The 24097-nt window shown below is 40.4% G+C and carries 17 protein-coding genes; 9 read left to right on the plus strand and 8 right to left on the minus strand.

Going from position 1 to position 24097, the window contains the following annotated elements; all coding sequences use genetic code 11:
* Nucleotides 1-59 precede the first annotated feature (59 nt).
* From B4G94_RS15370 to B4G94_RS15385, 4 genes are all read left to right on the plus strand, one after another.
* Nucleotides 60-1025 (plus strand): KpsF/GutQ family sugar-phosphate isomerase, encoded by a 966-nt coding sequence (locus B4G94_RS15370; protein ID WP_286859920.1) that lies wholly within the window; start codon nt 60-62, stop codon nt 1023-1025.
* 98 nt (nt 1026-1123) lie between these two features.
* Nucleotides 1124-1498, plus strand: a complete 375-nt coding sequence (locus tag B4G94_RS15375; protein WP_104382153.1) for a DUF1573 domain-containing protein — start codon at nt 1124-1126, stop codon at nt 1496-1498.
* 96 nt (nt 1499-1594) lie between these two features.
* Complete coding sequence (locus tag B4G94_RS15380; RefSeq protein WP_286859922.1) at nt 1595-2794, plus strand: pyridoxal phosphate-dependent aminotransferase; 1200 nt, start codon at nt 1595-1597, stop codon at nt 2792-2794.
* Between the two features lie 160 nt (nt 2795-2954).
* Nucleotides 2955-3248 carry a hypothetical protein gene (locus B4G94_RS15385; protein ID WP_108631951.1) on the plus strand — a complete coding sequence of 98 codons (294 nt, stop codon included), beginning with the start codon at nt 2955-2957 and terminating at the stop codon, nt 3246-3248.
* Between the two features lie 59 nt (nt 3249-3307).
* Here B4G94_RS15385 and cmk read toward each other — a convergent pair whose 3' ends face one another.
* From cmk to topA, 3 genes are read right to left on the minus strand one after another with little or no spacing between them, the layout of a single operon-like run.
* Nucleotides 3308-4003 carry a (d)CMP kinase gene (gene cmk, locus B4G94_RS15390; RefSeq protein WP_108631952.1) on the minus strand — a complete coding sequence of 232 codons (696 nt, stop codon included), beginning with the start codon at nt 4001-4003 and terminating at the stop codon, nt 3308-3310.
* Nucleotides 4003-4416, minus strand: a complete 414-nt coding sequence (locus B4G94_RS15395; RefSeq protein WP_104382157.1) for a hypothetical protein — start codon at nt 4414-4416, stop codon at nt 4003-4005. The genes cmk and B4G94_RS15395 overlap by 1 nt, the downstream gene beginning before the upstream one ends.
* A 2-nt stretch (nt 4417-4418) precedes the next feature.
* A complete protein-coding gene (gene topA / locus B4G94_RS15400; protein ID WP_286859925.1) occupies nt 4419-6818 on the minus strand; it encodes a type I DNA topoisomerase in 2400 nt (799 codons plus the stop codon).
* 361 nt (nt 6819-7179) lie between these two features.
* Between topA and B4G94_RS15405 the strand changes: the two genes are divergently transcribed.
* On the plus strand, nt 7180-8091 hold the full coding sequence (locus tag B4G94_RS15405; RefSeq protein WP_286859927.1) for a glycerophosphodiester phosphodiesterase family protein: 912 nt from the start codon (nt 7180-7182) through the stop codon (nt 8089-8091).
* A 99-nt stretch (nt 8092-8190) separates the two neighbouring features.
* Here B4G94_RS15405 and B4G94_RS15410 read toward each other — a convergent pair whose 3' ends face one another.
* Entirely contained in the window at nt 8191-9006 is an 816-nt protein-coding gene (locus tag B4G94_RS15410) for a patatin-like phospholipase family protein (RefSeq protein ID WP_108631955.1), read from the minus strand.
* A 110-nt stretch (nt 9007-9116) separates the two neighbouring features.
* On the opposite strand from B4G94_RS15410, the gene B4G94_RS15415 reads away from it, so the two are divergent.
* The 3 genes from B4G94_RS15415 (at nt 9117) to ppk2 (ending at nt 14817) form a co-directional block, all read left to right on the plus strand.
* Nucleotides 9117-9821 (plus strand): DsbA family oxidoreductase, encoded by a 705-nt coding sequence (locus tag B4G94_RS15415; RefSeq protein ID WP_286859928.1) that lies wholly within the window; start codon nt 9117-9119, stop codon nt 9819-9821.
* 69 nt (nt 9822-9890) lie between these two features.
* Nucleotides 9891-13433 carry a chromosome segregation protein SMC gene (smc, locus tag B4G94_RS15420; protein WP_286859929.1) on the plus strand — a complete coding sequence of 1181 codons (3543 nt, stop codon included), beginning with the start codon at nt 9891-9893 and terminating at the stop codon, nt 13431-13433.
* Between the two features lie 574 nt (nt 13434-14007).
* Entirely contained in the window at nt 14008-14817 is an 810-nt protein-coding gene (gene ppk2, locus B4G94_RS15425; protein ID WP_286859931.1) for a polyphosphate kinase 2, read from the plus strand.
* Between the two features lie 75 nt (nt 14818-14892).
* Here ppk2 and pckA read toward each other — a convergent pair whose 3' ends face one another.
* Nucleotides 14893-16509, minus strand: coding sequence for a phosphoenolpyruvate carboxykinase (ATP) (gene pckA / locus B4G94_RS15430; protein ID WP_286859933.1), 1617 nt, complete (start codon nt 16507-16509; stop codon nt 14893-14895).
* Nucleotides 16510-16754: 245 nt separating this feature from the next.
* On the opposite strand from pckA, the gene B4G94_RS15435 reads away from it, so the two are divergent.
* Nucleotides 16755-17591, plus strand: coding sequence for an MBL fold metallo-hydrolase (locus B4G94_RS15435; RefSeq protein WP_108631959.1), 837 nt, complete (start codon nt 16755-16757; stop codon nt 17589-17591).
* A gap of 107 nt (nt 17592-17698) precedes the next feature.
* Here the strand turns inward: B4G94_RS15435 and B4G94_RS15440 are convergent, their stop codons facing one another.
* The 3 genes from B4G94_RS15440 to B4G94_RS15450 all read right to left on the minus strand — a co-directional run bounded on the left by B4G94_RS15440 (nt 17699) and on the right by B4G94_RS15450 (nt 23828).
* Nucleotides 17699-18571, minus strand: coding sequence for a hypothetical protein (locus B4G94_RS15440; RefSeq protein ID WP_108632894.1), 873 nt, complete (start codon nt 18569-18571; stop codon nt 17699-17701).
* Between the two features lie 176 nt (nt 18572-18747).
* The gene (locus B4G94_RS15445; RefSeq protein WP_286859935.1) at nt 18748-21015 is read right to left on the minus strand and encodes an aconitate hydratase; all 2268 of its coding nucleotides are present in this window, start codon (nt 21013-21015) and stop codon (nt 18748-18750) included.
* Nucleotides 21016-21065: 50 nt separating this feature from the next.
* Nucleotides 21066-23828: a bifunctional aconitate hydratase 2/2-methylisocitrate dehydratase gene (locus B4G94_RS15450; protein WP_286859937.1), complete on the minus strand. Its 2763-nt coding sequence runs from the start codon at nt 23826-23828 to the stop codon at nt 21066-21068.
* Nucleotides 23829-24097 lie beyond the last annotated feature (269 nt).

Genomic DNA, 24097 nt, shown 5'->3' on the forward strand with positions numbered 1-24097 from the left:
CCTGAAAAATAATCTATTTTTGCAATCTATTCTAATACATAAAAGTAAGAGTATTTTTTGTGAAAAACAACTACGAAATAAAAAATATAGCTATTGAGGCTATTCAGGAAGAAGCGAAAGCAGTAGCTGCTCTGGCTCAATATATTGATGATGATTTTGTTACCGTGATAAATAAAATCCTCCACCTCCAGGGCCGGGTAATCGTCACAGGCATCGGAAAAAGTGCAATCATAGCACAAAAGATTGTTGCAACTTTGAATTCCACCGGAACACCGTCCATCTTTATGCATGCAGCCGATGCCATCCATGGGGATTTAGGTATTATTCAACAGCATGATTTGATCATTGCCATCTCTAAAAGCGGCAATACCCCAGAAATCAAGGTGCTGGTTCCTTTTCTGAAGCAAACGAAAAATACGCTGGTTGCTTTGGTTGGCAATACAGCATCCTACTTGGCCAAAAATGCGGATTATATCCTGAATACCACGGTGGAGAAAGAAGCCTGTCCAAACAACTTAGCGCCAACGTCAAGTACGACAGCGCAGTTGGCCATGGGTGATGCCTTAGCGGTTGTCCTGCAGGAGTGCCGGGATTTTACGGACCAGGACTTTGCCAAGTACCACCCCGGTGGTGCCCTGGGCAAAAAGCTCTACTTAAAAGTGGCTGACTTATCTGATCAAAACGGCAAACCGAGCGTGCAATTGAATGCTAATGTCAGAGATATCATCATCACGATCACGCACTTTAGGCTCGGAGCAGTGGCTGTCTTAAAAGACACACAGATTCAGGGTATTATTACCGATGGTGATATCCGCCGCATGCTCGAGAGACACACTGATCTGACAACAATCAGTGCTGCAGATATTATGGGCAAATCGCCAAAGGTGATCGACAAAAACGAACTTGCGGCCAACGCACTGCATATTATGCGAGAGAACAACATCACGCAGCTGCTGGTATCGGATCAGGGGAACTATGATGGTGTCATTCATATACAGGACCTGCTCAAAGAAGGTATAATCTAACTGTAATAAAGTTGTTAGATGAGTAATAAATTAGCAATAAATACTACATTTGGCATATCAGTTGTACTATTTTAATCACAAAGTAATATCTTAGAAGCATGAAAAAGTATATAACAATCTTAGCAGTGATCATTTCCTTTATCGGTTTATCGTCTATGCAGGCTGGCCAAGGGGAATTTAAATTTGAAAAAGAAACACATGATTTCGGCAAAATTCCAGCCGGAACACCTGTATCATATAATTTTAAATTTTCAAATACAGGCAGTGAGCCTATTATCATTTCGAACGTAGTGCCTACCTGTGGTTGTTCGGTGGCTGAATTTACCAAAACGCCTATCAAACCGGGGGAAACAGGAACAATCAAGGTTACTTATAACGCCGCGGCGAAAGCACCTTTTACCAAAAGTTTTACGGTACAATCAAATACAAAAACACCTGTAAAGACACTTTATATTAAAGGGATTGTGGAATAAAAATCCGACAGATAAAACGAAAAAAGCCACATCCTGATGTGGCTTTTTTCGTTTTATTTTGGTTAGCTTTGCACAACTAATTTTAAAAAAACTATAATGCCAGTAATATCAGAAAAAGGGCTGAATATGCCTGCGTCACCAATCAGAAAACTGACGCCTTATGCTGATCAAGCAAAAAAAGATGGTAAAAAAATATACCATTTAAATATCGGGCAACCTGATATCCAAACACCTGAAATTATGCTTAATGCATTGAAAAATATTGATTTCAAAGTTTGGGCTTATACACCTTCTGAAGGTACGGCCTCCTACCGTAAAAAATTAGCCGAATACTATAACAAGCTAAATTACAATATTGAACCTACGGACATATTGGTGACCAATGGTGGCTCTGAGGCAATCACAATCACCATGCAAGCATGTCTGAATGAAGGTGAAGAAGTAATTATTCCGGAACCTTTTTATGCGAATTACAACGGCTTTGCCTGCTCATCTGATATTGTGATCAAACCGATCATGTCCTACATCGAAAGTGGATTTGCATTGCCTTCCATTGCTGAATTTGAAAAAGTAATTACGGAAAAAACAAAAGCAATCTGCATCTGTAATCCCAACAACCCGACAGGTTACCTTTATTCGAGAGAAGAACTGGAAGCTTTGCGTGAACTTTGCCTTAAATATGATCTTTATCTATTCTCGGATGAGGCCTACCGTGAATTCTGCTACGATGGCAGGGAGTTTATATCCCCTATGCACCTAGAAGGTCTTGAAAATAATGTCGTCATCTTTGACACCGTTTCTAAACGTTATTCAGCATGTGGTGCTCGTATTGGTTGTATCATTACCAAAAACAAAGCGCTTTATCAGACCGCATTAAAATTTGCGCAAGCGCGCTTAAGTCCGTCCATGGAAGGCCAAATTGCCGGAGAAGCTGCTGTAGATACACCTGACAGCTACTTTGAAGCAGTATCCAAAGAATATACAGCGAGAAGAGACACCCTAGTCAGAGGATTAAATGCAATTGAAGGCGTTTACTCCCCTAATCCCGGCGGTGCATTCTATGTAGTTGCCAAGCTCCCCATCGATAACGCGGATAAATTCTGCCAATGGATGTTGGAAGAGTTTTCTTACAATAATGAAACGGTCATGATGGCTCCAGCAACTGGTTTCTACAGTACAGAAGGCGCCGGAACAAATCAAGTTCGCTTAGCTTATGTACTGAATCAGAATGATCTAAAAAACGCATTGACCTGTCTGGAGAAAGCGCTAGAAATATATCCCGGAAGAACAAATTAAAAAGCAAAGTTACGCTTTGCTTGCAGCCAGCCCAAAATAAGGGCTGGCTTTTTTTGCGCCACAACAAGTTATAAAGCCTGTTTTTTCTAGTTTTGAAAAAAAACAAAACAAAGTTTCGAGCGGCATTGTTCTTATTACAGTATAACTAAAGATATTGCATATGGATAAATTGAAGAAATTCCAATTGATGGAAAAAATAGCAAGAGAGTTAGAAGATGTCAGAAACAGTCAACAAGCTGTTTTAGAAAAAATAGGCAAAATCGAAGTTGATAACATCGAACTTGGAGATAAGAATATTGAAAAGACAATTCCTGAGATTTATCAACGTACAGCGGATAATTCAGAGGCTATCAAAGCGCTACTGGAATCTTTTCAAGAACAGACTGCAGAGTTTGGAGAAAAAAACAATGTAGGCAAATTACTGGAGCAACAGCAAATCAATAGTATTAAATAACTGGGCCAAAATACAAAAGATGCCGATTGAAAAATCGGCATCTTTTGTTTTGTACTAATTTATACTTGTATCCTGGCTGCTTTGACTTTCAGATATTCTTCTTCGACAAAATGCAGCTGTTGTTCTGGAGTCAAATTTGAGTTATCCAGCACGATGGCATCTTCGGCTTGCCGCAAAGGACTCTCTGCACGGGTACTATCAATTCGGTCCCGATTGGCAAGATTTTCCACCACCTCTTCAAGTGTGACATCCTCCCCTTTTTCCGTTAATTCCAGGTATCTTCTGGCGGCCCTAACTTTAGGATCAGCTGTCATAAAGATCTTGAGATCGGCATCCGGAAAAACCGTGGTACCAATGTCACGACCGTCCATAATGATATTTCGGCGGCTGCCCAGCTTTTGCTGTTGCGCAACCATGGCGGTACGTACCGCTTTAATCGCACTGACCTCGCTCACCTTATCGGAAATATACATCTGACGGATCTCTTCCGAGATATCTTCATCGTTCAGGTGGATCTCCGTTTTGACAGCGTTTGGAATAAAGTCAATATGAATATCATTTAGGGCACTATCAATCGCTTGCTGATCGTCCAAAGCAATATGATGCCGTATAAAATAGAGCGTTACTGCTCGATACATCGCGCCACTGTCAATAAAGGCAAATTTTAATTTTTTAGCCAGAGCTTTCGCCAGTGTACTCTTTCCACAGGAAGAAAAACCATCTATGGCAATGATAAAATTGTGTCTTGTGCTCATTATTCGTTTCCTCCTATGATGACACCGGGTTTATTGACCAAGGGAACCTTAGTCAGGTTACCATCGACGATGCTTTCGGGTAAAAAGATATATTTTTTATCGTAAATAATATTGTCAATATAAAAACTCAACCAATATTCATTGGTCAGGCCAAATACCTGCTCGTCGATTGCCTCGACCCGATCAAAGGATTTTGCTTCAATATTTCCGATGAAATGCCGCAAAGTGGTGGTGGTTACTTGCCGACCATCTTTTTCACCGTAACCTTTTGAGCTGATCAGCACATTCTGTATCGCTATATTTTTATCGTTAATAACGTACACTGTCCAGTTTTTTGTCTCCACGGTCTCGCCTTCCAAAACCACGGCAATCATAATATCTTTTACTATATTTTCTGGCAAATCTGCTTTCATCCTTATTTAGACTTTGTCGTTTTCTTTGCTGGAGTCTTCTTTGCTGTCGCTTTTTTAGCAACTGTTTTCTTTTCGGCAGTTTTTGCTTTAACAGCTTTACCTTTCGGTGCATCCGCTTCCGCCCACTTCAGCACATCTTCATAGCTGATTTTTTCGATTTCTGTCCCTTTCGGAATTTTCAAGTTCTGCTTTCCAAAACGGATGAACGGTCCCCAACGGCCCTGTTCGATCTGTGCATCCGGATTTTCATCAAAAACACGGATCACTTTTTCAATATCTTTCTGACGTTTCTCCTGAATAATCTGAATGCATTCCTCTTCGGTAACGTCCAAGGGATCTACGCCTTTTGGCAAAGAATAGAAAGCGGAATTATGACGGATATAAGGTCCAAATCGACCGATAGCAACTGTCATCTCTTTATCTTCAAATACACCTACTTTTTTGGGGAGTTTAAATAGCTCCATGGCATCTTCAAAGGTAATCGTTTCAATCATCTGTCCTTTGCGCAACGATGCGAATCGAGGTTTTTCCTCATCATCTGGCGAACCGATCTGAACCAGAGGGCCGAATTTTCCGATACGCACAGAAACCGGTTTTCCGGAAACTGGATCTATACCCAGTTCACGTTCATTATTGGCACGATCAGCATTTTCCAGCGTATCCTCCACTTCGGAGTGAAAAGGGCCATAGAAATCGTGCAGCATTTTTGTCCACTCGGTCAATCCATGCGCAATATCGTCAAACTCTTTCTCGACATTCGCCGTAAAGTGAAAATCTACAATACCATTGAAATGCTCCACCAAGAAATCATTCACGACAATACCGATATCAGTGGGGAACATTTTCCCTTTTTCGGCACCTGTAATTTCTGTTTTTGTAACGGCTTTCAGTTCGGCATTCTCGAGGGTCAATACCCGATAGTCGCGTGATCTTCCTTCCCGTTCTTCTTTAACAACATAACCACGATTTTGAATTGTAGAAATGGTTGGCGCATAGGTAGACGGTCTACCGATACCTAGTTCCTCTAATTTTTTCACTAATGCCGCTTCCGTATAACGTGCCGGAGGTCTTGTAAAGCGCTCCGTCGCTGACATGTTTTTCAACGTCAGCTGTAATCCAACCGTCAATGGTGGCAGGATGGCGTTATCGCTATCTTCATCCAGTGTTGTCTCCTGATCATCATCTACGGATTCCATATAAACTTTCAGAAAACCATCAAACTTCATCACCTCTCCTGAAGCATTCAGATCTTCCGGACGTGTAGAAATAGAAATCTTAGCCAGCGTACGTTCAAATTCTGCTTCACTCATCTGCGAGGCAATTGCTCTCTTCCAGATCAGTTCATATAACCTTTTTTCAGCCGAATCACCTTCAATGGTATGTTCCGAAAAATAGGTAGGACGTATAGCCTCGTGTGCCTCTTGCGCACCCGAAGTTTTTGTTTTATATTTTCTTACTTTATGGTATTGATTGCCATAAGCCGATTTAATTTCTTTTTCTGCCGCTTCAATAGCCGTATCACTCAAATTGACGGAATCTGTACGCATATAGGTAATACGTCCCGACTCATATAAACGTTGAGCAACCTGCATCGTCCTTGCGACCGAGAAGCCAAGTTTTCTACTTGCTTCCTGTTGTAAGGTTGATGTGGTAAATGGCGCAGCCGGTGAACGTTTTGACGGTTTTGTTTCCAGATTTTTAACCGCAAACAAAGCGGCTTTACAATCTTCCAAAAATCGTGTCGCTTCTGCTTCCGTCGCAAATCGTTGTGGAAGCTCGGCTTTAAAACTATCTTTAATCTTGCCCGTATGGAAAAACGCAACAATCTTAAAAGCCGCCTCCGGTTCAAACTTGTTAATTTCACGTTCGCGGTCTACAATTAATCGAACTGCAACAGATTGTACACGACCTGCTGATAAAGAAGGTTTCACCTTTTTCCATAAAACCGGGGACAGTTCAAAACCCACCAATCTATCTAAAACTCGTCTCGCCTGTTGTGCGTTGACAAGATTATAATCTATTTTACGGGGATTGTCGATGGCTTTCAATATCGCCGGTTTGGTGATCTCATGAAATACAATACGTTTTGTACTTTCGTCTTTCAATCCCAATGTCTCAAATAAATGCCAGGAAATAGCTTCTCCCTCGCGGTCCTCATCGGATGCAAGCCAAACAGTTTCCGCTGCCTTAGCTAATTTCTTCAGCTCACTCACGACTGCTTTTTTATCAGAGGGAACTTCATACTTCTGTTCAAAATTCTTCTCTGTATTAATCGCATCATCGGTTTTCACCAAATCACGGATATGCCCATAACTCGACTTTACCAAAAAATCGCTTCCTAAATATCCTTCTATCGTTTTTGCTTTCGCCGGAGACTCAACTATCAATAAATTTTTCGCCATCTAATTTGAGATTTGTGCAAATAAAGGGAATTCTAAAAGGAATGACAATAATTTCTTGCAAAAAAGACAAAAAAAATAGATTTCCTCCTTATATATATGTGTATTGTACTATTTTCAGTCACGCTACAATCGTCCTCTAAGCGTCTTACTTCTTCTAAAAAATGATATTAACAGAACTTCAAAACTTCGTTTTTTCATTTCAACAATTTCGACGATTCATTTTAGTTTATTCTCTTTCGAAAACACTTTCGAAAGAGAGGAAATCAACGATTCAAAATTGTCAAAAATAAAATAGGTTATGTATATTCGCCTATTCAAAACGGGATAATTTACCCTTATTTTGTTTTAAATATAATAATAAATGAAAATATTTTTTCTTAGAATAGCCTTTTTGGGCCTATTATTACCGTTTGCATCTTGTTCAGTTATGAAAGATTCGGCAAAAACAGAAAACAGCTTTCCTAAACTTAGTTTGGAAGCCCACCGTGGAGGGCGAGGTCTGTACCCCGAGGAGTCCATTGCTGCAATGAAAAATGCCATTGACTTACCGCAAGTGACGACACTGGAAATGGACTGCCACATCACCAAAGACCGTAAAGTTGTTGTTTTTCACGACGACTATCTCAATCCAAAATTTGTCCTAAAACCGGATGGCAGTGAGCTCGCGGAGAAGGACAAATCCTTGAAAATTTTTGCAATAAACTATAAAGATCTCCTTAAGTATGATATCGGTTCGAAGTTTTACAAAGAATTTCCTGAACAAAAAAAACAGGTGACGCGCATTGCAAAACTCGCTGACCTCATTGATAGTACAGAAGCCTATGCCCTTCAAAAGAGTAAGGCCCCCCTGTTTTATAACATCGAAGTAAAAAGTAGCGAGAACAAGGATGGTATCTATCACCCTAGAGTGGAAGAATTTGTTGATTTAGTGGTACAGGTGATTACTGAGAAAAAGATTGCTGCCCGCACTGTTATTCAGTCCTTTGATATTCGAGCAGTCAAGTATCTAAACAAAGCTTACCCCCAAATAAAAGTATCGTATCTGATTGATGCCAATTATGCAAAAAATGCAACGGAGACAATCGCAGCGTTAGGCTTTACGCCTTTTATCATCAGCCCCCAGTATAAGTTGGTAAACCGCGACTTTGTCAAGCAATACCACAAAGCAAATGTTAAAGTTATTCCATGGACGGTAAATACAAAAGCGGAGATAGAACAACTAAAAGTACTGAAGGTGGACGGAATAATCAGTGATTATCCGAATCTATTTTAAAATCCTGATATTTTAATAGCATAACAAATCGCCGTATGTAATAGAAGACGGCGATTTAAATATACATCGACCAAAATTAAGCTAGTGCAATGCCAATGACTACTTTATTTTGGTTTTATTTTTAAGAGCCTTATCGATATACTCCCTACCCTTTTGAACTAAAAATTCGGCACGGTGGTAATCCCACAAATTACAGATATTATAAGGAATATCAACAACGACATCCGGACGGTAGAGATCAATAATCATACGGCTCATTTTTCGGCGCATGACATAATAGGATGCCTGAAGAATATCCAGGGAATTTGAGGTCTTTGTGTCCAGCTTTTTGATAACGGAATATTGTTTATCGGGCTTCGATTCCAGATTGACCGCGATAATTAAATTCTCTTTTTTTGTGACATGGTTAATCGGCAAAGGGTTGAGCACTCCGCCATCCACATAGACATGGGTATCATCCTCGACCGCAGTAAATACAGCTGGTATGGCTATGGAGGCCCGGATCGCATCATACATGCTCCCAAAATCCAGGACAACTTCTTCCTCATAGTTTAGGTCTGTCGCGACAGCCTTGAATAAAATAGGAAAAGTTTCAATATTTGCATCGGGAATCACCGATTTCAACGCATTGAAAACTTTGATCCCTTTCATCATCCCTAGTCCCTTCCAACTGAAGTCCATCATATTGAAAACCGATTTCTTTGTGAGATTATGCATCCAGTCTTCCAGTACATCCATCTTTCCCTGGGCATAGATCCCCCCCACCAGCGCACCGATAGAGCAACCGACGATCTCATCTATCTCAAAGCCCATTTCCTCCAATTTACGGATAACACCGATATGCACCAATCCTCTTGCTCCGCCACCGCCCAGGACGAGTGTTACCTTTCGGTTCAAAAAATCTTTCTCTGACATATGCTTAAACCTGCATTATAATGATGTTGACATTGACCCAACAATGTAATCCGATAATCATCGTTATAATATGTATTTTTGATTACAATATACGGAGTAAATTAAGAATTATGAAAATAGAAATTTGGTCGGACATCATTTGTCCATTTTGTTATATTGGTCTGACAAAGCTGGAGCTGGCACTACAGGAAGCCGCGCCTGAGGTTCAGACAGAGATGATTTGGAAATCCTATCAGCTCAACCCTGAGTTTCCGGAAGATGCCGAAGGCATGCCAACATGCGATTATCTTGTCCGGACAAAGGGAATGAGCATGGACGATATCGTGGCAATGACAGGGCAGCTCAGTGCGCAGGGGAAAGAACTGGGTATTGCGTTAAACTTCGATCAAGCAATCGTTGTAAATACCAAAAAGGCACATCGCCTTCTCCATTTTGCACAGGCACATGGTAAGGGAACAACATTAAAAAAAGCATTATTTAAAGCACATTTTACCGATGGTCTGGATGTCAACGATAACCCTACCCTTATTGAGCTGGCCGGACTTGCGGGCCTGCCCGAGCAGGGTGTCCGGGAACTTCTGGCCTCCGACAATTATGCTTACGATGTTAGTCAGGACATTCAAGAAGGAGTCAACCTTGGTCTCCGCGGCGTACCTTTCTTTGTGTTTGACCGTAAATACGCGATTCCCGGCGCACAACCCATGGAGGTTTTTCACAACACGATTCAAGAATGTTTGGCTAACCAAGTCACCCCGCTGCAACAAAGAGGCGAAGATGGACCTTCCTGTGATCCTGAAACCGGAAAATGTGAGTAAAGAAAGAAAAAAGTTTTAGTTTAATTTACTATTTTCGCAAGCTTATAACGACAAACAAATTTGGTATAAATGCAGTTAACCAAACTAGAAATAAAGGGATTTAAAAGTTTCGGAGACAAAATCACGATCAACTTTAACGATGGTGTGACCGCTATTGTTGGACCAAACGGATGTGGAAAGTCCAATGTAGTGGACGCAATACGCTGGGTACTTGGTGAACAAAGTACAAAGATGCTACGTTCTGATAAAATGGAGAATATTATTTTTAACGGAACGAAAAATAGAAAACCAGCCAATCTTGCCGAAGTTTCCTTAACCTTCAATAACAATAATAATATCCTCCCAACGGAATTTTCGACCGTCACGGTCACCCGTAAATTATTCCGCAATGGCGATAGCGAATACCGTTTGAATGACGTAAAATGCCGTTTAAAAGATATTACGGATTTATTTTTGGACACGGGAGTTGGTGCGGATAGCTATTCCATCATCGAATTGAAAATGATTGATGAAATCATCAACAACAAGGACAATTCGCGTAGAAATCTTTTTGAGGAAGCCTCCGGAATCTCAAAATATAAAGTGCGTAAAAAACAGACACTAACAAAATTGAGAGATACAGAAGCTGATCTCAGCCGCGTGGACGATCTACTCTATGAAATCACAAAAAATCTTAAATCGTTAGAAAATCAAGCAAAAAAAGCAGAGAAATATACCCTGCTCAAGCAAGAATACCGTCAAAGCAGCATTGATCTCGCTTATTATAGAATTGCTGATTTTTCGACAGAGCTTGACCGGCTTCAAACACAGGAGTCTAAAGTTCAGAAAGACGCCGCAAATTCTCAGGAATTGATCCTGAACGCAGAAACGCAATTGCAGTCGTTGCGTCAGGTAAATTTGGAACAGGAGAAAAACCTTTCCGTACAGCAAAAGGCAACACAGGAATTTGTGAACAAAATCCGTGGCTATGAATCCGAAAAAAAGATAAAAAATGAGAAAGTAAAAAATCTTCAGGACAAAGAAAACAGATTAAATCTAGACATCAATAGCGACAAACAACAACTTAATCACGTTCTCTATACGATTAAAAGGTTAAACGAGGAGTTGTTTGATGAACAGAATAAACTTGATTCATTAAAAGACAACCTGGAGTCCAATAAATCTGAAGTGGAAGCTTTACGCGGCCAGCAGCAGTCTGCCAAAGGTAAATTGGATATCTTCAACAAAAGTAACGCTGAACTTCAATCCAAAATTTATAAACTGGAGAAAGACCTAGCTGTTTTTAATATTCAAAAAGAAGCCCTTCTTCAGGAAGCTGTGCGCAACAGCGCGGATACCGAAGCAAAGGAAACCGAGCTAGTACAATTTGACAATGCTGCAGCTGAATTGGAAGGCCGTGTTGAGGCCCAACAAGCACAGTATGAATCGGCCAATGCACTTGAAGAAGAGTTACAGGCGCAAATTCTTCAATGCCAGACAAATCTGGAGGAGTTTAAAGCACAGCTTGCGAAAGACCTCAGGTTAGTTGATGCCAAACAAAATGAATATAACCTGACAAAATCACTTATTGACAACTTGGAAGGGTTCCCGGATTCCATCCGATTTTTAAAGAAAAATGCAGGCTGGAAAAAGCAACCGCCGCTGTTCTCGGATGTACTCTTCTGTCAGGAAGATTATCGCGTTGCTATTGAAAATTACTTGGAACCGATCATGAACCATTATGTTGTCGAAACACAACAAGATGCTGTTCAAGCCATCCAGCTACTGAGTGATGCCGCAAAAGGTCGAGCTCATTTCTTCGTATTGGAAGCAATTGATACCGCGGTTACTTCGCCCATCCCTCCAAATAATAATCTCATGTCTGCACTGGATGTGATCACGGTGGATGAAAAATATAAAGCCCTCTGTACCCTACTCCTTCAGCATGTCTATATATTAAAGCAGGAAGGTGAAAAGGAACTGGAACAAGCGCTACCTGAAACAGGTCGAGTGATTCTACAAAAGAATGGTCGCTATGCCAAACATCATTTGGGACTTTCGGGTGGATCTGTCGGATTATTTGAAGGAAAGCGCATCGGCAGAGCGAAAAACCTCGAGGTTCTCGCCCAGGAAATTAAAACGCTCAACCAAGAGATTGCAAAACTTGAAGACAAGATAACAGCCGAAACAGCGCGTGTGGAGGCTTTACGCAGCAATTCACAAAAAGAACGCATTGATGAACTCCGTTTTCAACTCAATAGACTTAACAATGAGCTGATCACGGTAAAAACGAAACAGGAGCAATACCAGTCTTTCATCAGCAACTCGCAGCTACGTAAAAGAGATATCCAGGAAAAAATTGCAGGTATCGAAACCGATCTTACCCTTGCCGAACCTCAGCTGCAGGAATTGCGTATACAAAAAGATCAGAGTGTGGCGGAGCTATCGGAATTACAGGATCAGTTCCATGAAATTTCGGAGATTTTGAATGAAAAATCCATCGCCTATAATCAGGAAAACATTAGTTATCATCAACAACTAAATAAAGTCTCCAACATCAGCAAGGATCTTGAATTCCGGGAGACTCAAAAAGATGATCATGAAATCCGTATTGAGCGAAATAGTGTTGAACTTGTTGAAGTACAGGAAGCGTTGCGAACGACAATTCCTTTTGAGGACGAAGAAGATGCGGACCTTATAGCGATGTATGAGCAAAAGATTGCATTGGAAGATGGTCTAAAGGAGCTGGAAGAAAGATACTACGCAGACAAACAACAGATCAATAATCTGGAGGATTCGCTCACACAACAACGTCGTTCCAAAGAACAGAGTGATTTTCTTGTCAGTGAAATTAAGGACAAGAAAACGGCCTTACAAATAGACCTCAATGCGCTTAAAGAACGCCTGTCTGTAGAATTTAATATCGAACTTAAAGATCTGATTGAGCGCGAAGAGGTACCAGAAATTGCGGAAGATCAATCTACGTTAGCGACAAAATGCAGCAAACTCAAAAAGCAGCTCGATGAATTTGGAACGATTAATTTAATGGCGAAAGAAGCCTTTGATGAGATGAATGAGCGCTATGATTTTATCAATAAGGAAAAAGCAGATCTGATCGAAGCCAAAGGCTCTTTAATGGCCACAATTAAAGAAATCGACGATACCGCTAAAGTGCAATTTATGTTCACCTTCAATGCTGTAAGGGACAATTTCATTAAAGTGTTCCGTTCATTATTTAATGAAGAGGACAGCTGTGACCTCGTCCTGACTGATCCAAGCAATCCATTAGATTCGGATATAGATATCATTGCTCAGCCAAAAGGAAAACGTCCGTTATCAATCAATCAGCTTTCGGGAGGTGAGAAAACCTTGACTTCAACAGCATTGTTATTTTCACTGTATCTTTCAAAACCAGCACCTTTCTGTATTTTCGATGAGGTAGATGCGCCTTTGGATGATACCAATATTGACAAATTCAATAATATCATTCGTGATTTCTCCAAAAACTCTCAGTTTATCGTTGTATCACACAACAAGAAAACGATCGCAAGCACCGACATTATCTATGGTGTGACCATGGTAGAACAAGGAGTCTCACGTGTTGTTGCTGTAGATTTAAGGGAAGTGGCTTAAAAAATATAGACTTAAAAATAAAAAAGCCTTACATAATCGTAGGGCTTTTTTATGCTTATAGAATTCCGCCCCTTGAAAACAACACTTATTTCTTGGCTATAGATGAAAATAAAAAGCCCAGAGTGGGGAACTCTGAGCTTTCGTTAGCCATATATTAACCTATTTTATGAAAAGTATTTGCAATTAAAACGACACTTGTTTCAATTAATTATATAATTACTATTCCTTTAACATTTTTTAACATTTAAACAATATCAAGTGCAATTACTCGTATGTTTCAGCTATAGGTTCAAACCATGGCTATAGGAAAGTATTTCGCATATGAATTGCAAACAGTTTTGAATGTATAAAAAAAGCCCGAAGTTGAGAACTCCGAGCTTACCTAACCAATTATTAACCTAAATTTATGAAAAGTCCAATTACTACTAAAAGCCTCCTTTTGCATTGCTTTATCTAATAACGCTCGCCTTTCCGTCAATATTACATTGGCTGGTCGGATTTATTTGAATTTTGACATTTTTTAACAATTCAATAACTAACTTTAGATGAATAAACTTGATAAAACCAATATATTATGGCAGAATATGATTTAAAAGAGCTTCAAAAAATCCGTCAAAACAAAGATGTTCTTGACTATTTAGAGCAGCATGAAATTTTGGAAATCAAAAAATTTAACGATGTCTGTGACTATGAACAAGAGCTCTATGATCTACAGGTTACCCTGCTCAAATTACAATATGATATTATTGAAAAAGGGAAACGTGTTGTCATAATATTTGAAGGAAGGGATGCCGCTGGAAAGGGTGGTACAATTGGTCGGGTGACCGAACATTTAAATCCAAAAAAGGTACGTGTTGTAGCATTACCGAAACCAACCCCCGAAGAAAATGGACAGTGGTACTTTCAACGGTATATCAAACATTTGCCCAATGCAGGAGAAATGGTAATCTTCGATCGAAGTTACTATAATCGCGCTGTGGTAGAACCGGTATTTGAATTCTGTACCAAAGAACAGCACGAATTATTCATGAAACAGGCTCCGGAATTTGAAAAGCAATTGATTGACGATGGAATTATCCTGATCAAACTGTTTTTGAGCATCAGTAAGGAAGAACAGGCTGAACGGCTGAAAGAAAGACAAGAGGACTTTCTAAAACGTTGGAAAATTGGAGTATTAGATCAGCAGGCTCAAGAAAAATGGGATATTTACAGCGGTTATATTGAAAACCTATTTAAAACAACAGGCACAAAAAAATCACCTTGGTTTGAAATCGACAATGACAATAAAAAGAAAGCCCGTCTGGCCTCCTTTCGGATACTTATCAACGTAATTGTCGGCAATGAACAGGAGAAGCTGGATTCTTTTGTCAAAAAACATGATTAGCAAATCTTTGTAAAAAATACTTCCAGAAAGAGAGCCCCTTTCTGGAAGTATTTTCTTGTGAAATTCGCTCTACTTTTATACGAGCACTGTCGCAGGAATTTTAGGTCCGGCCATTTGTACCGAAGCAGGCATTTCGTTGTCAAATTTTTCGAAGTTTTGAATAAACAGTTTTGCTAAACGTCTGGCTTGCATATCATAAGCTTCATTATTATTCCATAATCCTCTAGCGTCCAGAATCTGTTCAGGAACAAATTCGCCACAACTTGTTGGATAGTCTAATCCGAAGATCTCGTGTTTGTTAAATCGGGACTCTAACAGCGATCCATCCATTGCCGCACGGATCAAAGCACGGGTATAGTTCAATTTAATTCGACGTCCGATACCGTATGGTCCGGCAATCCAACCTGTATTAACCAACCATACTTTAATGTTGGGGTTTTGCTCCAATTTAGCGCGCAGTAAAGAGGCATACCTAGCGGGATGTAAAGGTAGGAATGCCTGGCCGAAGCAGGTAGAGAAGGCAGCAGTAGGTTCTTTTACTCCTACTTCAGTACCGGCTACTTTTGCTGTATAACCACTCACAAAATGATAGACAGCCTGATCTACTGTTAACAACGAAATCGGCGGCAATACGCCGAAGGCATCCGCCGTCAGGAAGAAAATATTTTCAGGAGCATTCCCCACCCCGGACATTTCAGCGTTTTCCATAAAGTCTATCGGATAGGAAACCCGTGTATTCTCCGTTTTACTAATATCATCGTAATCCGGTCGATCAAACTCGTCCAGGACCACATTTTCAAGCAATGACCCAAAACGAATCGCATGATAAATCTCCGGTTCCTTTTCTGCTGTGAGCCCAACACATTTGGCATAGCAACCACCTTCAAAGTTAAAAATCCCCTTCTCACTCCAACCGTGTTCATCATCACCGATCAACTTCCTATTTTTATCTGCTGATAGCGTTGTCTTTCCGGTTCCGGAAAGACCGAAAAATAACGCCGTTTTGCCATCCATGGAGGTATTTGCTGAACAGTGCATGGATAATACATTATGCTCAAATGGCAAAATAAAGTTTAGAATCGAAAAAATACTTTTCTTGATTTCACCGGTATAGCCTGTACCCGCGATCAGCACTATTTTTCTTGTAAAATCGATTGCTACAAAATTTTCGTTGCGAATACCATAATTCTTTGGATCGGCAATAAGCAATGTTGGTGCAGCTAATATGGACCATTGCGGTTGATTGTCGATATCGACCTCCGGTCTCAAAAATAGGTTATTTGCAAAAATACTTTGGTAGGCAGTTTCTGTAATCACACGAATGGATAACTGATAAGCAGGATCTGCCCCTGCGGCACAATCCCGCACATAAATTGTCTTGTTGCTCAAGTGTGCTGCAACCTTCGAAAATAATGCGTCAAAATTAGCCGGAGTCATGGGCTGATTGATTTCCCCCCACCATACTGCATCCTTGGTCAGGGAATCCTCCACCAAAAAACGATCTTTGGGGGATCTTCCAGTAAATTTTCCCGTATCAGCAGCCAATGCGCCAGTATCAGATAGTCTTCCTTCTTGATTCGCTAGCGCATGCTCGACCAACTCTGAAACAGGTAATTGATAAAATACATTTCCTGTATAATCAATTTTCAAATATTTCAAATCAGGCGCGTTTCCAATGTTACCCTTTTTCATATTTTTTGTTTGTTTTAAAATGTGCCCAAAGTTAAAGGCAAATTTCGCTAAAAACAAAACCTAATTATCTAAAAATCAGGCTTATTGTATAAAAAACACAAAAGCAAACAGTTCATTACCAAACACTTATACAGATAAAAAAAATTAAAATTTTTAGCATATTTTTTTAGCACAATATCTTCCTGTACCGTCCTTATGATTTAGATTTTTCGTAAATTGTTCCAAGCTTTACAAATATTAATAAAATGAAATTACACGCGATAGAAACAGGCTTCTTTAAATTGGATGGCGGTGCGATGTTTGGAGTTGTTCCAAAAAGCATTTGGAACAAAACAAATCCAGCCGACTCAAACAATATGTGCACATGGGGCAACCGTTTACTCCTGATTGAAGAAAGTAATAGATTAATGTTGGTAGACACTGGCCTCGGCGACAAACAAACTGAAAAATTTTTCAGTTATTACTATTTACACGGTGATGCCACACTGGACAAATCGCTCACAAGTCTAGGTTTTGAAAGAAACGACATCACGGACGTCATCCTGACACATTTACATTTTGACCATTGCGGTGGTGCAATCGTTCGTGAAGGTGAAAAACTATCTCCTGCATTTAAAAATGCAAATTTTTGGAGCAATGGTGATCATTGGGCTTGGGCAACAGCTCCGAATCCGAGGGAAAAAGCATCCTTTCTGAAAGAGAACATTCTTCCTATTCAAGAAAGCGGCCAGTTAAAATTTGTTGAAGATATTGAAAATCCTTTTGGCAAAGATATCAGCATTCGGTATGCCAATGGCCATACCGAAGCGATGATGTTGCCGCAGATTCAATATAAGGGAAAAACGGTACTCTATATGGCAGATCTATTGCCTTCTGTTGGTCATATTCCCATTCCCTATGTCATGGGCTACGATGTGAGACCGTTGGTTACCATGGAAGAACGCAATACATACTGGAATGAAATCGTAGACAATGAATATATTCTTTTCTTTGAACATGATCCGATTAACGAATGCTGTACCTTACAACATACAGAGAAAGGGATTCGGGTCAAAGATATCTTTAAATTAAGTGATATTTAGGAAGACTTCGTTTCGCTTATGAAATGATCTTGTTCCCCGACGGAAATATCATAAGAAAGGGGCTGTTGTTGACAGCCCCTTTCTTATGATATTATAAATTGAAATCGTTAGAATCTAAAGCCCAGGGCCCAATAGTTTTCAAAAAACCAGATCTGCTGTGTGGCTTTGTCGACGCCTCTTCTACCTGTTGTGCGGATATTGTACAGATCTGTCCAACCCGTTTTAAAGTTTCCTTGCAAGTAAAGTCCTTTATAAAAACGGTAGTGTAAGCCTACTTTTGCCGAAGCACCGTATCCAGCTATATTCCAAAAGTGATTGGCGCCCTCGCCAAAAAGGCGGACATCAGATCGTGGTATCAAAAGCCCTACATCTATACCAGACTCCATGGTTAGCACCTGTTGACCTTTGCGGTTGTTGATGATATCATCGTATCGCTCTAACCCTACCGAAGCAAAATTGTAGCCGTCTGTATGTTCAAAAGTTAGCATCGCAGAATCCACCGTAATCATTTCGCCGTTGTATTGTCCAGCCCGGTTTCCCGTCGGTATACTGGGATTGGAGATTTCATCGCCAATATATCCTGTGATCTTAACCTGCTGTGGAATATCCATCACATATTTCATGTGATCCCAACCTAAAGAGATGGAATAGTTATCTTTGATATAATAGCCAAAGTGCAGATTAAATTGTGGAATAGTCAAACGGCTGGGATCAAAGTAGGTTGATCCAAATTTGGTCGGGCGATCTCCTGCTTTTACATCATGGAGAATGAAGTCATAGTTTGGACCTGTAAAATGTATATCAGATTTTGCATACGAAGAAAAGTTATATCCCCAAAAGAAGAAAAACTTCCCTTTATTACTTTCTGTCCTTAAATTCTTTGGCTTAAAGATGCTTTTTCCTATCTCGGGATTTTCCTGTGCAAATAAACTCGAAACACTTAATGCAAGTGCTCCAATCGTCAAAAATATTTTTCTCATATCAGCGCTAAAAACGTTGGGCAAAAGTACCCTCATTCTATTTTATAACCAAATAAATCATGTGGAAATTAGGAAAATATGACGAAGATCACAGAAATGTTTTTATGTAGAGCTTGCATAAAAAAAGCTGCTTTCGTTGGAAAGCAGCTTTTAAGCTAAAATTTTATGGAATCAATTTATTTCGCTTGATTTTTACGAATAATATTCAAAGCACCACCTGCTTTAAACCATTCGATCTGTTGTGCATTATAGGTATGGTTTGCCAAAATTTCTTCTTGTGTTCCATCTGCATGGTGTAAGACAAGAGTTAATGGTTTTCCGGGAGCAAATTCAGTCAAGCCGAGGATATCAATCGTATCATTTTCTTGAATTTTGTTATAGTCATCCTTGTCAGCGAAGGTTAACCCTAACATACCCTGTTTTTTCAGGTTTGTCTCGTGAATACGAGCAAAAGATTTAACCAATACTGCACGGACGCCTAAATGACGAGGCTCCATGGCAGCATGTTCACGGGAAGACCCTTCACCATAGTTCTCATCCCCTACTACAATTGATCCAATACCGTTTGCTTTATAGTCACGTTGTGTTGCCGGAACAGGACCGTACTCACCTGTCAACTGGTTCTTCACATTATCGGTTTTTTCATTGAAGAAGTTTACCGCACCGATCAGCATATTATTTGAGATATTATCCAAGTGACCACGGTATTTCAGCCAAGGACCAGCCATAGAAATATGATCTGTCGTACATTTACCTTTAGCCTTGATCAACAACTTCAAACCTTTTAAATCTGTACCTTCCCAAGCGGCAAAAGGCTCCAGCAATTGAAGACGATCTGATGTTGGCGCAACGTCAACGACAACTGCACTACCATCCGCCGCCGGGGCCTGATAACCTGGATCATCTACAGCAAATCCTTTTGTTGGTAACTCATCACCCACAGGTGGATCCAACTTCACTTGCTCGCCTTTATTATTTGTTAGGGTATCTGTAACCGGATTAAAGCCCAAATCACCGGAAATTGCTATCGCAGCAACAAGTTCTGGCGAGGCAACGAATGCATACGTATTTGGATTACCATCCGCACGTTTCGCAAAGTTACGGTTGAATGAATGAACAATTGTGTTTTTCTCTTGCTTATCCGCCCCCACACGATCCCACATACCGATACATGGACCACAAGCATTGGTGAATATCGTAGCGTTAAGATCTTCAAATGTCTTTAACAAACCATCACGATCTGCCGTAAAACGAACCTGCTCAGAGCCTGGATTGATACCGAATTCAGCTTTGGTGATCAATCCTTTATCCACCGCTTGTTTCGCAATGGAAGCAGCACGCGATAAATCCTCATAAGAAGAGTTTGTACAAGATCCGATCAATCCCCATTCCACTTTCAATGGCCAGCCATTCTTATCGGCCTCCTCACGCATACGTGATACCGGCGTATATAAATCTGGCGTGAATGGACCATTCAATGAAGGTTCCAGTTCCGAAAGATTGATTTCGATCAATTGATCAAAATATTGCTCAGGATTAGCATAGACTTCAGCATCAGCTGTCAAATGTTGTTTTATGGTATTGGCAGCATCAGCAACTTCAGCACGGCCTGTCGCACGAAGGTAACGCTCCATGGACTCATCGTAACCGAATGTTGAGGTTGTAGCACCAATTTCAGCGCCCATATTACAGATTGTTCCTTTACCTGTACAAGATAGGGACTCTGCTCCTTCGCCGAAATACTCCACGATAGCACCAGTTCCCCCTTTTACAGTCAAGATACCTGCAACTTTTAGGATAACATCTTTTGCTGCTGCCCAGCCACTTAATTTACCGGTTAATTTAACACCGATCAATTTAGGGAATTTTAGTTCCCAAGGCAAGCCTGCCATCACATCACAGGCATCAGCACCACCTACACCGATGGCTACCATACCAAGACCGCCAGCATTCACGGTATGTGAATCGGTACCAATCATCATGCCACCCGGAAATGCATAATTTTCCAATACAACCTGGTGGATAATACCAGCACCGGGTTTCCAGAAACCGATACCATATTTATTTGAAACAGAGCTCAAGAAGTTAAATACTTCTGAACTTTCGTTTTTAGCACGGGCTAAATCTTTATCTGCCCCTTCTTTGGCCTGGATCAAGTGATCACAATGGACCGTAGAAGGAACTGCTACCTTAGGACGTCCAGCCTGCATAAATTGCAATAAAGCCATTTGTGCAGTTGCATCTTGCATCGCGACACGATCAGGAGCAAAATCAACGTAAGAAACGCCGCGTTTGTAATCTTCTGTCGCATTACCATCCCAAAGGTGGGCATATAAAATTTTCTCAGATAAAGTCAAAGGTTTGTTCACCACCTGACGAGCCGCAGCAATGCGTTCGTCATAACGGCTATATACCTTTTTTATCATATCTACATCAAAAGCCATATCTCTCTTATTTATGTTATTTAATTAAGTTACTGAAACCCTGATAGCTTTTATTTTGTCGGAATAGGCGCAAATTTAGTTAAGTTAATGCCTTCGACAGCAGCTTTATATTCCTCAATATTAGGGATACGTCCTAAAATCGCTGAAAGCACAACAACAGGTGTAGACGCTAATAAGGATTCTCCTTTTTTACCATCTCTATCTTCAACGACACGGCCTTGGAACAAACGCGTTGACGTCGCCATCACCGTATCACCTTTTGCAGCTTTCTCCTGGTTACCCATGCAAAGGTTACAACCGGGACGCTCCAGATACATGATATTTTCATATTCTGTACGGGCAGTACTTTTTGGCAATGCATCGCTAAATTCAAATCCTGAATATTTTTGCAAGAATTCCCAGTCGCCTTCTGCTTTCAACTCATCGATAATATTATATGTTGGCGCTGCAACAACCAATGGAGCTTCAAAGGTAACGACACCTTTTTGCTGCTCGATATTACGCAACATTTTGGAAACGATTTTTAAATCGTCCTTATGCACCATACAAGAACCAACGAAACCTAAATCTACCTTTTTGTTTCCGCCATAGTAAGAAAGGTCACGAATCGTATCGTGCGTATAACGTTTAGAAACGTCCGCGTTATTTACATCTGGATCTGCAATCATTGGTTCTTCAATTAGATCCAAGTCAACCACAACCTCAGCATAGTATTTGGCATTGGTATCTGGCGTCAATGCTGGTTTAGCGCCAGATCTGATTTCTTCGATACGTTTGTTAGCCTTATCGATCAAACCTTGTAAAACGTTGTTTTTATTTTCCATACCCTTATCAATCATGATTTGGATACGGTTTTTAGCAATTTCTAACGATTCAATTAACGTATCATCCTGAGAAATACAGATGGATGCTTTTGCTTTCATCTCCGCAGTCCAGTCTGTAAAGGTAAAGGCTTGATCGGCAAGTAATGTACCGATATGAACCTCAATGATTCTACCTTGGAAAACGTTTTCTCCAGCAAATTGCTGCAACATCTGTGCTTGTGTTGCATGTACAACATCACGGAAATCCATGTGTTCTTTCATGCTACCTTTGAAAGTCACTTTAACAGATTCAGGAATCGGCATAGAAGCCTCACCCGTAGCCAATGCTAATGCAACAGTACCCGAGTCAGCACCAAAAGCAACTCCTTTAGACATCCGTGTATGCGAGTCACCACCAATGATGATGGCCCATTCGTCAATCGTAATATCATTTAACACCTTGTGGATCACATCGGTCATGGAGTGATAAACGCCTTTTGGATCACGTGCAGTAATCAAACCAAAATCGTTCATAAATTTCATCAATTTTGGAATATTCGCTTGCGCTTTCTTATCCCATACAGATGCGGTGTGGCAACCTGATTGATAAGCACCGTCAACTGTAGGAGAAATTACTGTAGCAGCCATTGCCTCCAACTCCTGAGCAGTCATTAAACCGGTGGTATCTTGAGAGCCGACAATATTCACTTTCACGCGTACGTCAGAACCAGCATGCAATACTTTTCCTGGAGTCACCCCAACAGCGTTTTTGTTGAAGATTTTTTCTACAGCAGTTAAGCCTTGACCTTCAATGGTAATTTCTTTTGAAGGAGCAAATACTGTAGGTGCTTGGATACCTAAAGTTTGTGCTGCGAAAGTTTGGATTTTTTTACCAAATACGATAGCATAAGAACCACCCGCTTTGATAAACTCCATTTTTTGTGGTGTTAGCGCTTTTGAAATATCAATAAGCTCTTGTTCACCATTATATAACTTCTTTGTTTTTGTATTGATGGTTAACACAGTACCTGTGGCAACAGAATAAACCTCTTCTAGAATAGGCTCATCCTTTTCATTGCGAACCACATTTCCGTTTTCATCAACTTTTTTCACCCAGTTTTTAAGGTCGATACCGATACCGCCCGTAACGTCTACTGTCGTCAAGAAAATTGGAGAGATACCATTTGTACCACCTACAATCGGCGCAATGTTTACAAAAGGAACGTAAGGGCTAGCTTGTTTACCGGTCCATAAGGCTACATTGTTCACTCCTGACATCCGTGAGGATCCGACACCCATTGTACCTCTTTCAGCGATCAACATGACGCTTTTACCGGGATGTTGTGCCTGTAAGTCCTGAATTTGTTGCTGTGCCTCTGGCGTGATCATACATTTACCATGTAATTCACGGTCAGAACGGGAGTGCGCTTGGTTACCCGGAGACAATAAATCCGTAGAAATATCACCTTCACCCGCAATAAAAGTAACCACCTGAATTTCTTCTGCTACTTCAGGAAGTTTCGTGAAGAATTCAGCTTTTGCATAGCTCTCCAAAATATCTTTTGCAATAGCATTACCTTGTTCAAAGGCTTCTTTCAAACGAGCCGTATCAGCATCGTATAAGAAAACCTGCGTTTTAAGCACCTCTGCCGCCTGACCTGCAATCGCAAGATCAGTACCCAGCGCCAGGTCCAATAATACGTTAATAGAAGGCCCACCCTTCATGTGAGACAACAGCTCAAAAGCAAAATCCGGTGTGATTTCAGCAACAACTGATCCCCCTAGAATAATCTCCTTTAAAAACTGCGCTTTAACACCAGCAGCTGGCGTTGTGCCCGGCAAAGTATTATAAATAAACAATCTTAAAGATTCCGCTCTATTTTCATTGTTTAAATCTTTAATCTGAGCAATTACCTCACTTAGTAATTCTGCTCCGTCAATAGGCTTAGGATGTAACCCTTGGCCTTCTCGTTCTACAACCTCTTGTACGTAATCGTTGTAAATACTCATAGATATCAATCTTTCTATTTTAAGGGTAGTTCAGAAGATATACTCTTACCTTCCTGCGCTACCGTGTCTGTAATATAATTAAGCAAATATAATAACTCCTGTAGTTCACTACATTACATTATAAATTAGCCCCTTCAGTTCGTGTTTTTAAGTTGATTCATTTACCGTAAATCAACTATTATGACTAAATGCAAAAATAGTGAAAATCCAACTTTAAACGCATGCATTCCATTTATTTAAATCAATTTGGAATTGTTCTAAACAGCACT

Source organism: Sphingobacterium sp. UBA7625, assembly GCF_002484085.1.
GTDB lineage: Bacteria > Bacteroidota > Bacteroidia > Sphingobacteriales > Sphingobacteriaceae > Sphingobacterium > Sphingobacterium athyrii.

Bases quoted from the DNA above. Each gene is read 5' to 3' on its own strand.
- B4G94_RS15375 (WP_104382153.1), top strand. From the start codon at position 1,124: ATGAAAAAGTATATAACAATCTTAGCAGTGATCATTTCCTTTATCGGT.
- B4G94_RS15380 (WP_286859922.1), top strand. From the start codon at position 1,595: ATGCCAGTAATATCAGAAAAAGGGCTGAATATGCCTGCGTCACCAATC.
- B4G94_RS15385 (WP_108631951.1), top strand. From the start codon at position 2,955: ATGGATAAATTGAAGAAATTCCAATTGATGGAAAAAATAGCAAGAGAG.
- cmk (WP_108631952.1), bottom strand. From the start codon at position 4,003: ATGAGCACAAGACACAATTTTATCATTGCCATAGATGGTTTTTCTTCC.
- B4G94_RS15395 (WP_104382157.1), bottom strand. From the start codon at position 4,416: ATGAAAGCAGATTTGCCAGAAAATATAGTAAAAGATATTATGATTGCC.
- topA (WP_286859925.1), bottom strand. From the start codon at position 6,818: ATGGCGAAAAATTTATTGATAGTTGAGTCTCCGGCGAAAGCAAAAACG.
- B4G94_RS15405 (WP_286859927.1), top strand. From the start codon at position 7,180: ATGAAAATATTTTTTCTTAGAATAGCCTTTTTGGGCCTATTATTACCG.
- B4G94_RS15410 (WP_108631955.1), bottom strand. From the start codon at position 9,006: ATGTCAGAGAAAGATTTTTTGAACCGAAAGGTAACACTCGTCCTGGGC.
- B4G94_RS15415 (WP_286859928.1), top strand. From the start codon at position 9,117: ATGAAAATAGAAATTTGGTCGGACATCATTTGTCCATTTTGTTATATT.
- smc (WP_286859929.1), top strand. From the start codon at position 9,891: ATGCAGTTAACCAAACTAGAAATAAAGGGATTTAAAAGTTTCGGAGAC.
- ppk2 (WP_286859931.1), top strand. From the start codon at position 14,008: ATGGCAGAATATGATTTAAAAGAGCTTCAAAAAATCCGTCAAAACAAA.
- pckA (WP_286859933.1), bottom strand. From the start codon at position 16,509: ATGAAAAAGGGTAACATTGGAAACGCGCCTGATTTGAAATATTTGAAA.
- B4G94_RS15435 (WP_108631959.1), top strand. From the start codon at position 16,755: ATGAAATTACACGCGATAGAAACAGGCTTCTTTAAATTGGATGGCGGT.
- B4G94_RS15440 (WP_108632894.1), bottom strand. From the start codon at position 18,571: ATGAGAAAAATATTTTTGACGATTGGAGCACTTGCATTAAGTGTTTCG.
- B4G94_RS15445 (WP_286859935.1), bottom strand. From the start codon at position 21,015: ATGGCTTTTGATGTAGATATGATAAAAAAGGTATATAGCCGTTATGAC.
- B4G94_RS15450 (WP_286859937.1), bottom strand. From the start codon at position 23,828: ATGAGTATTTACAACGATTACGTACAAGAGGTTGTAGAACGAGAAGGC.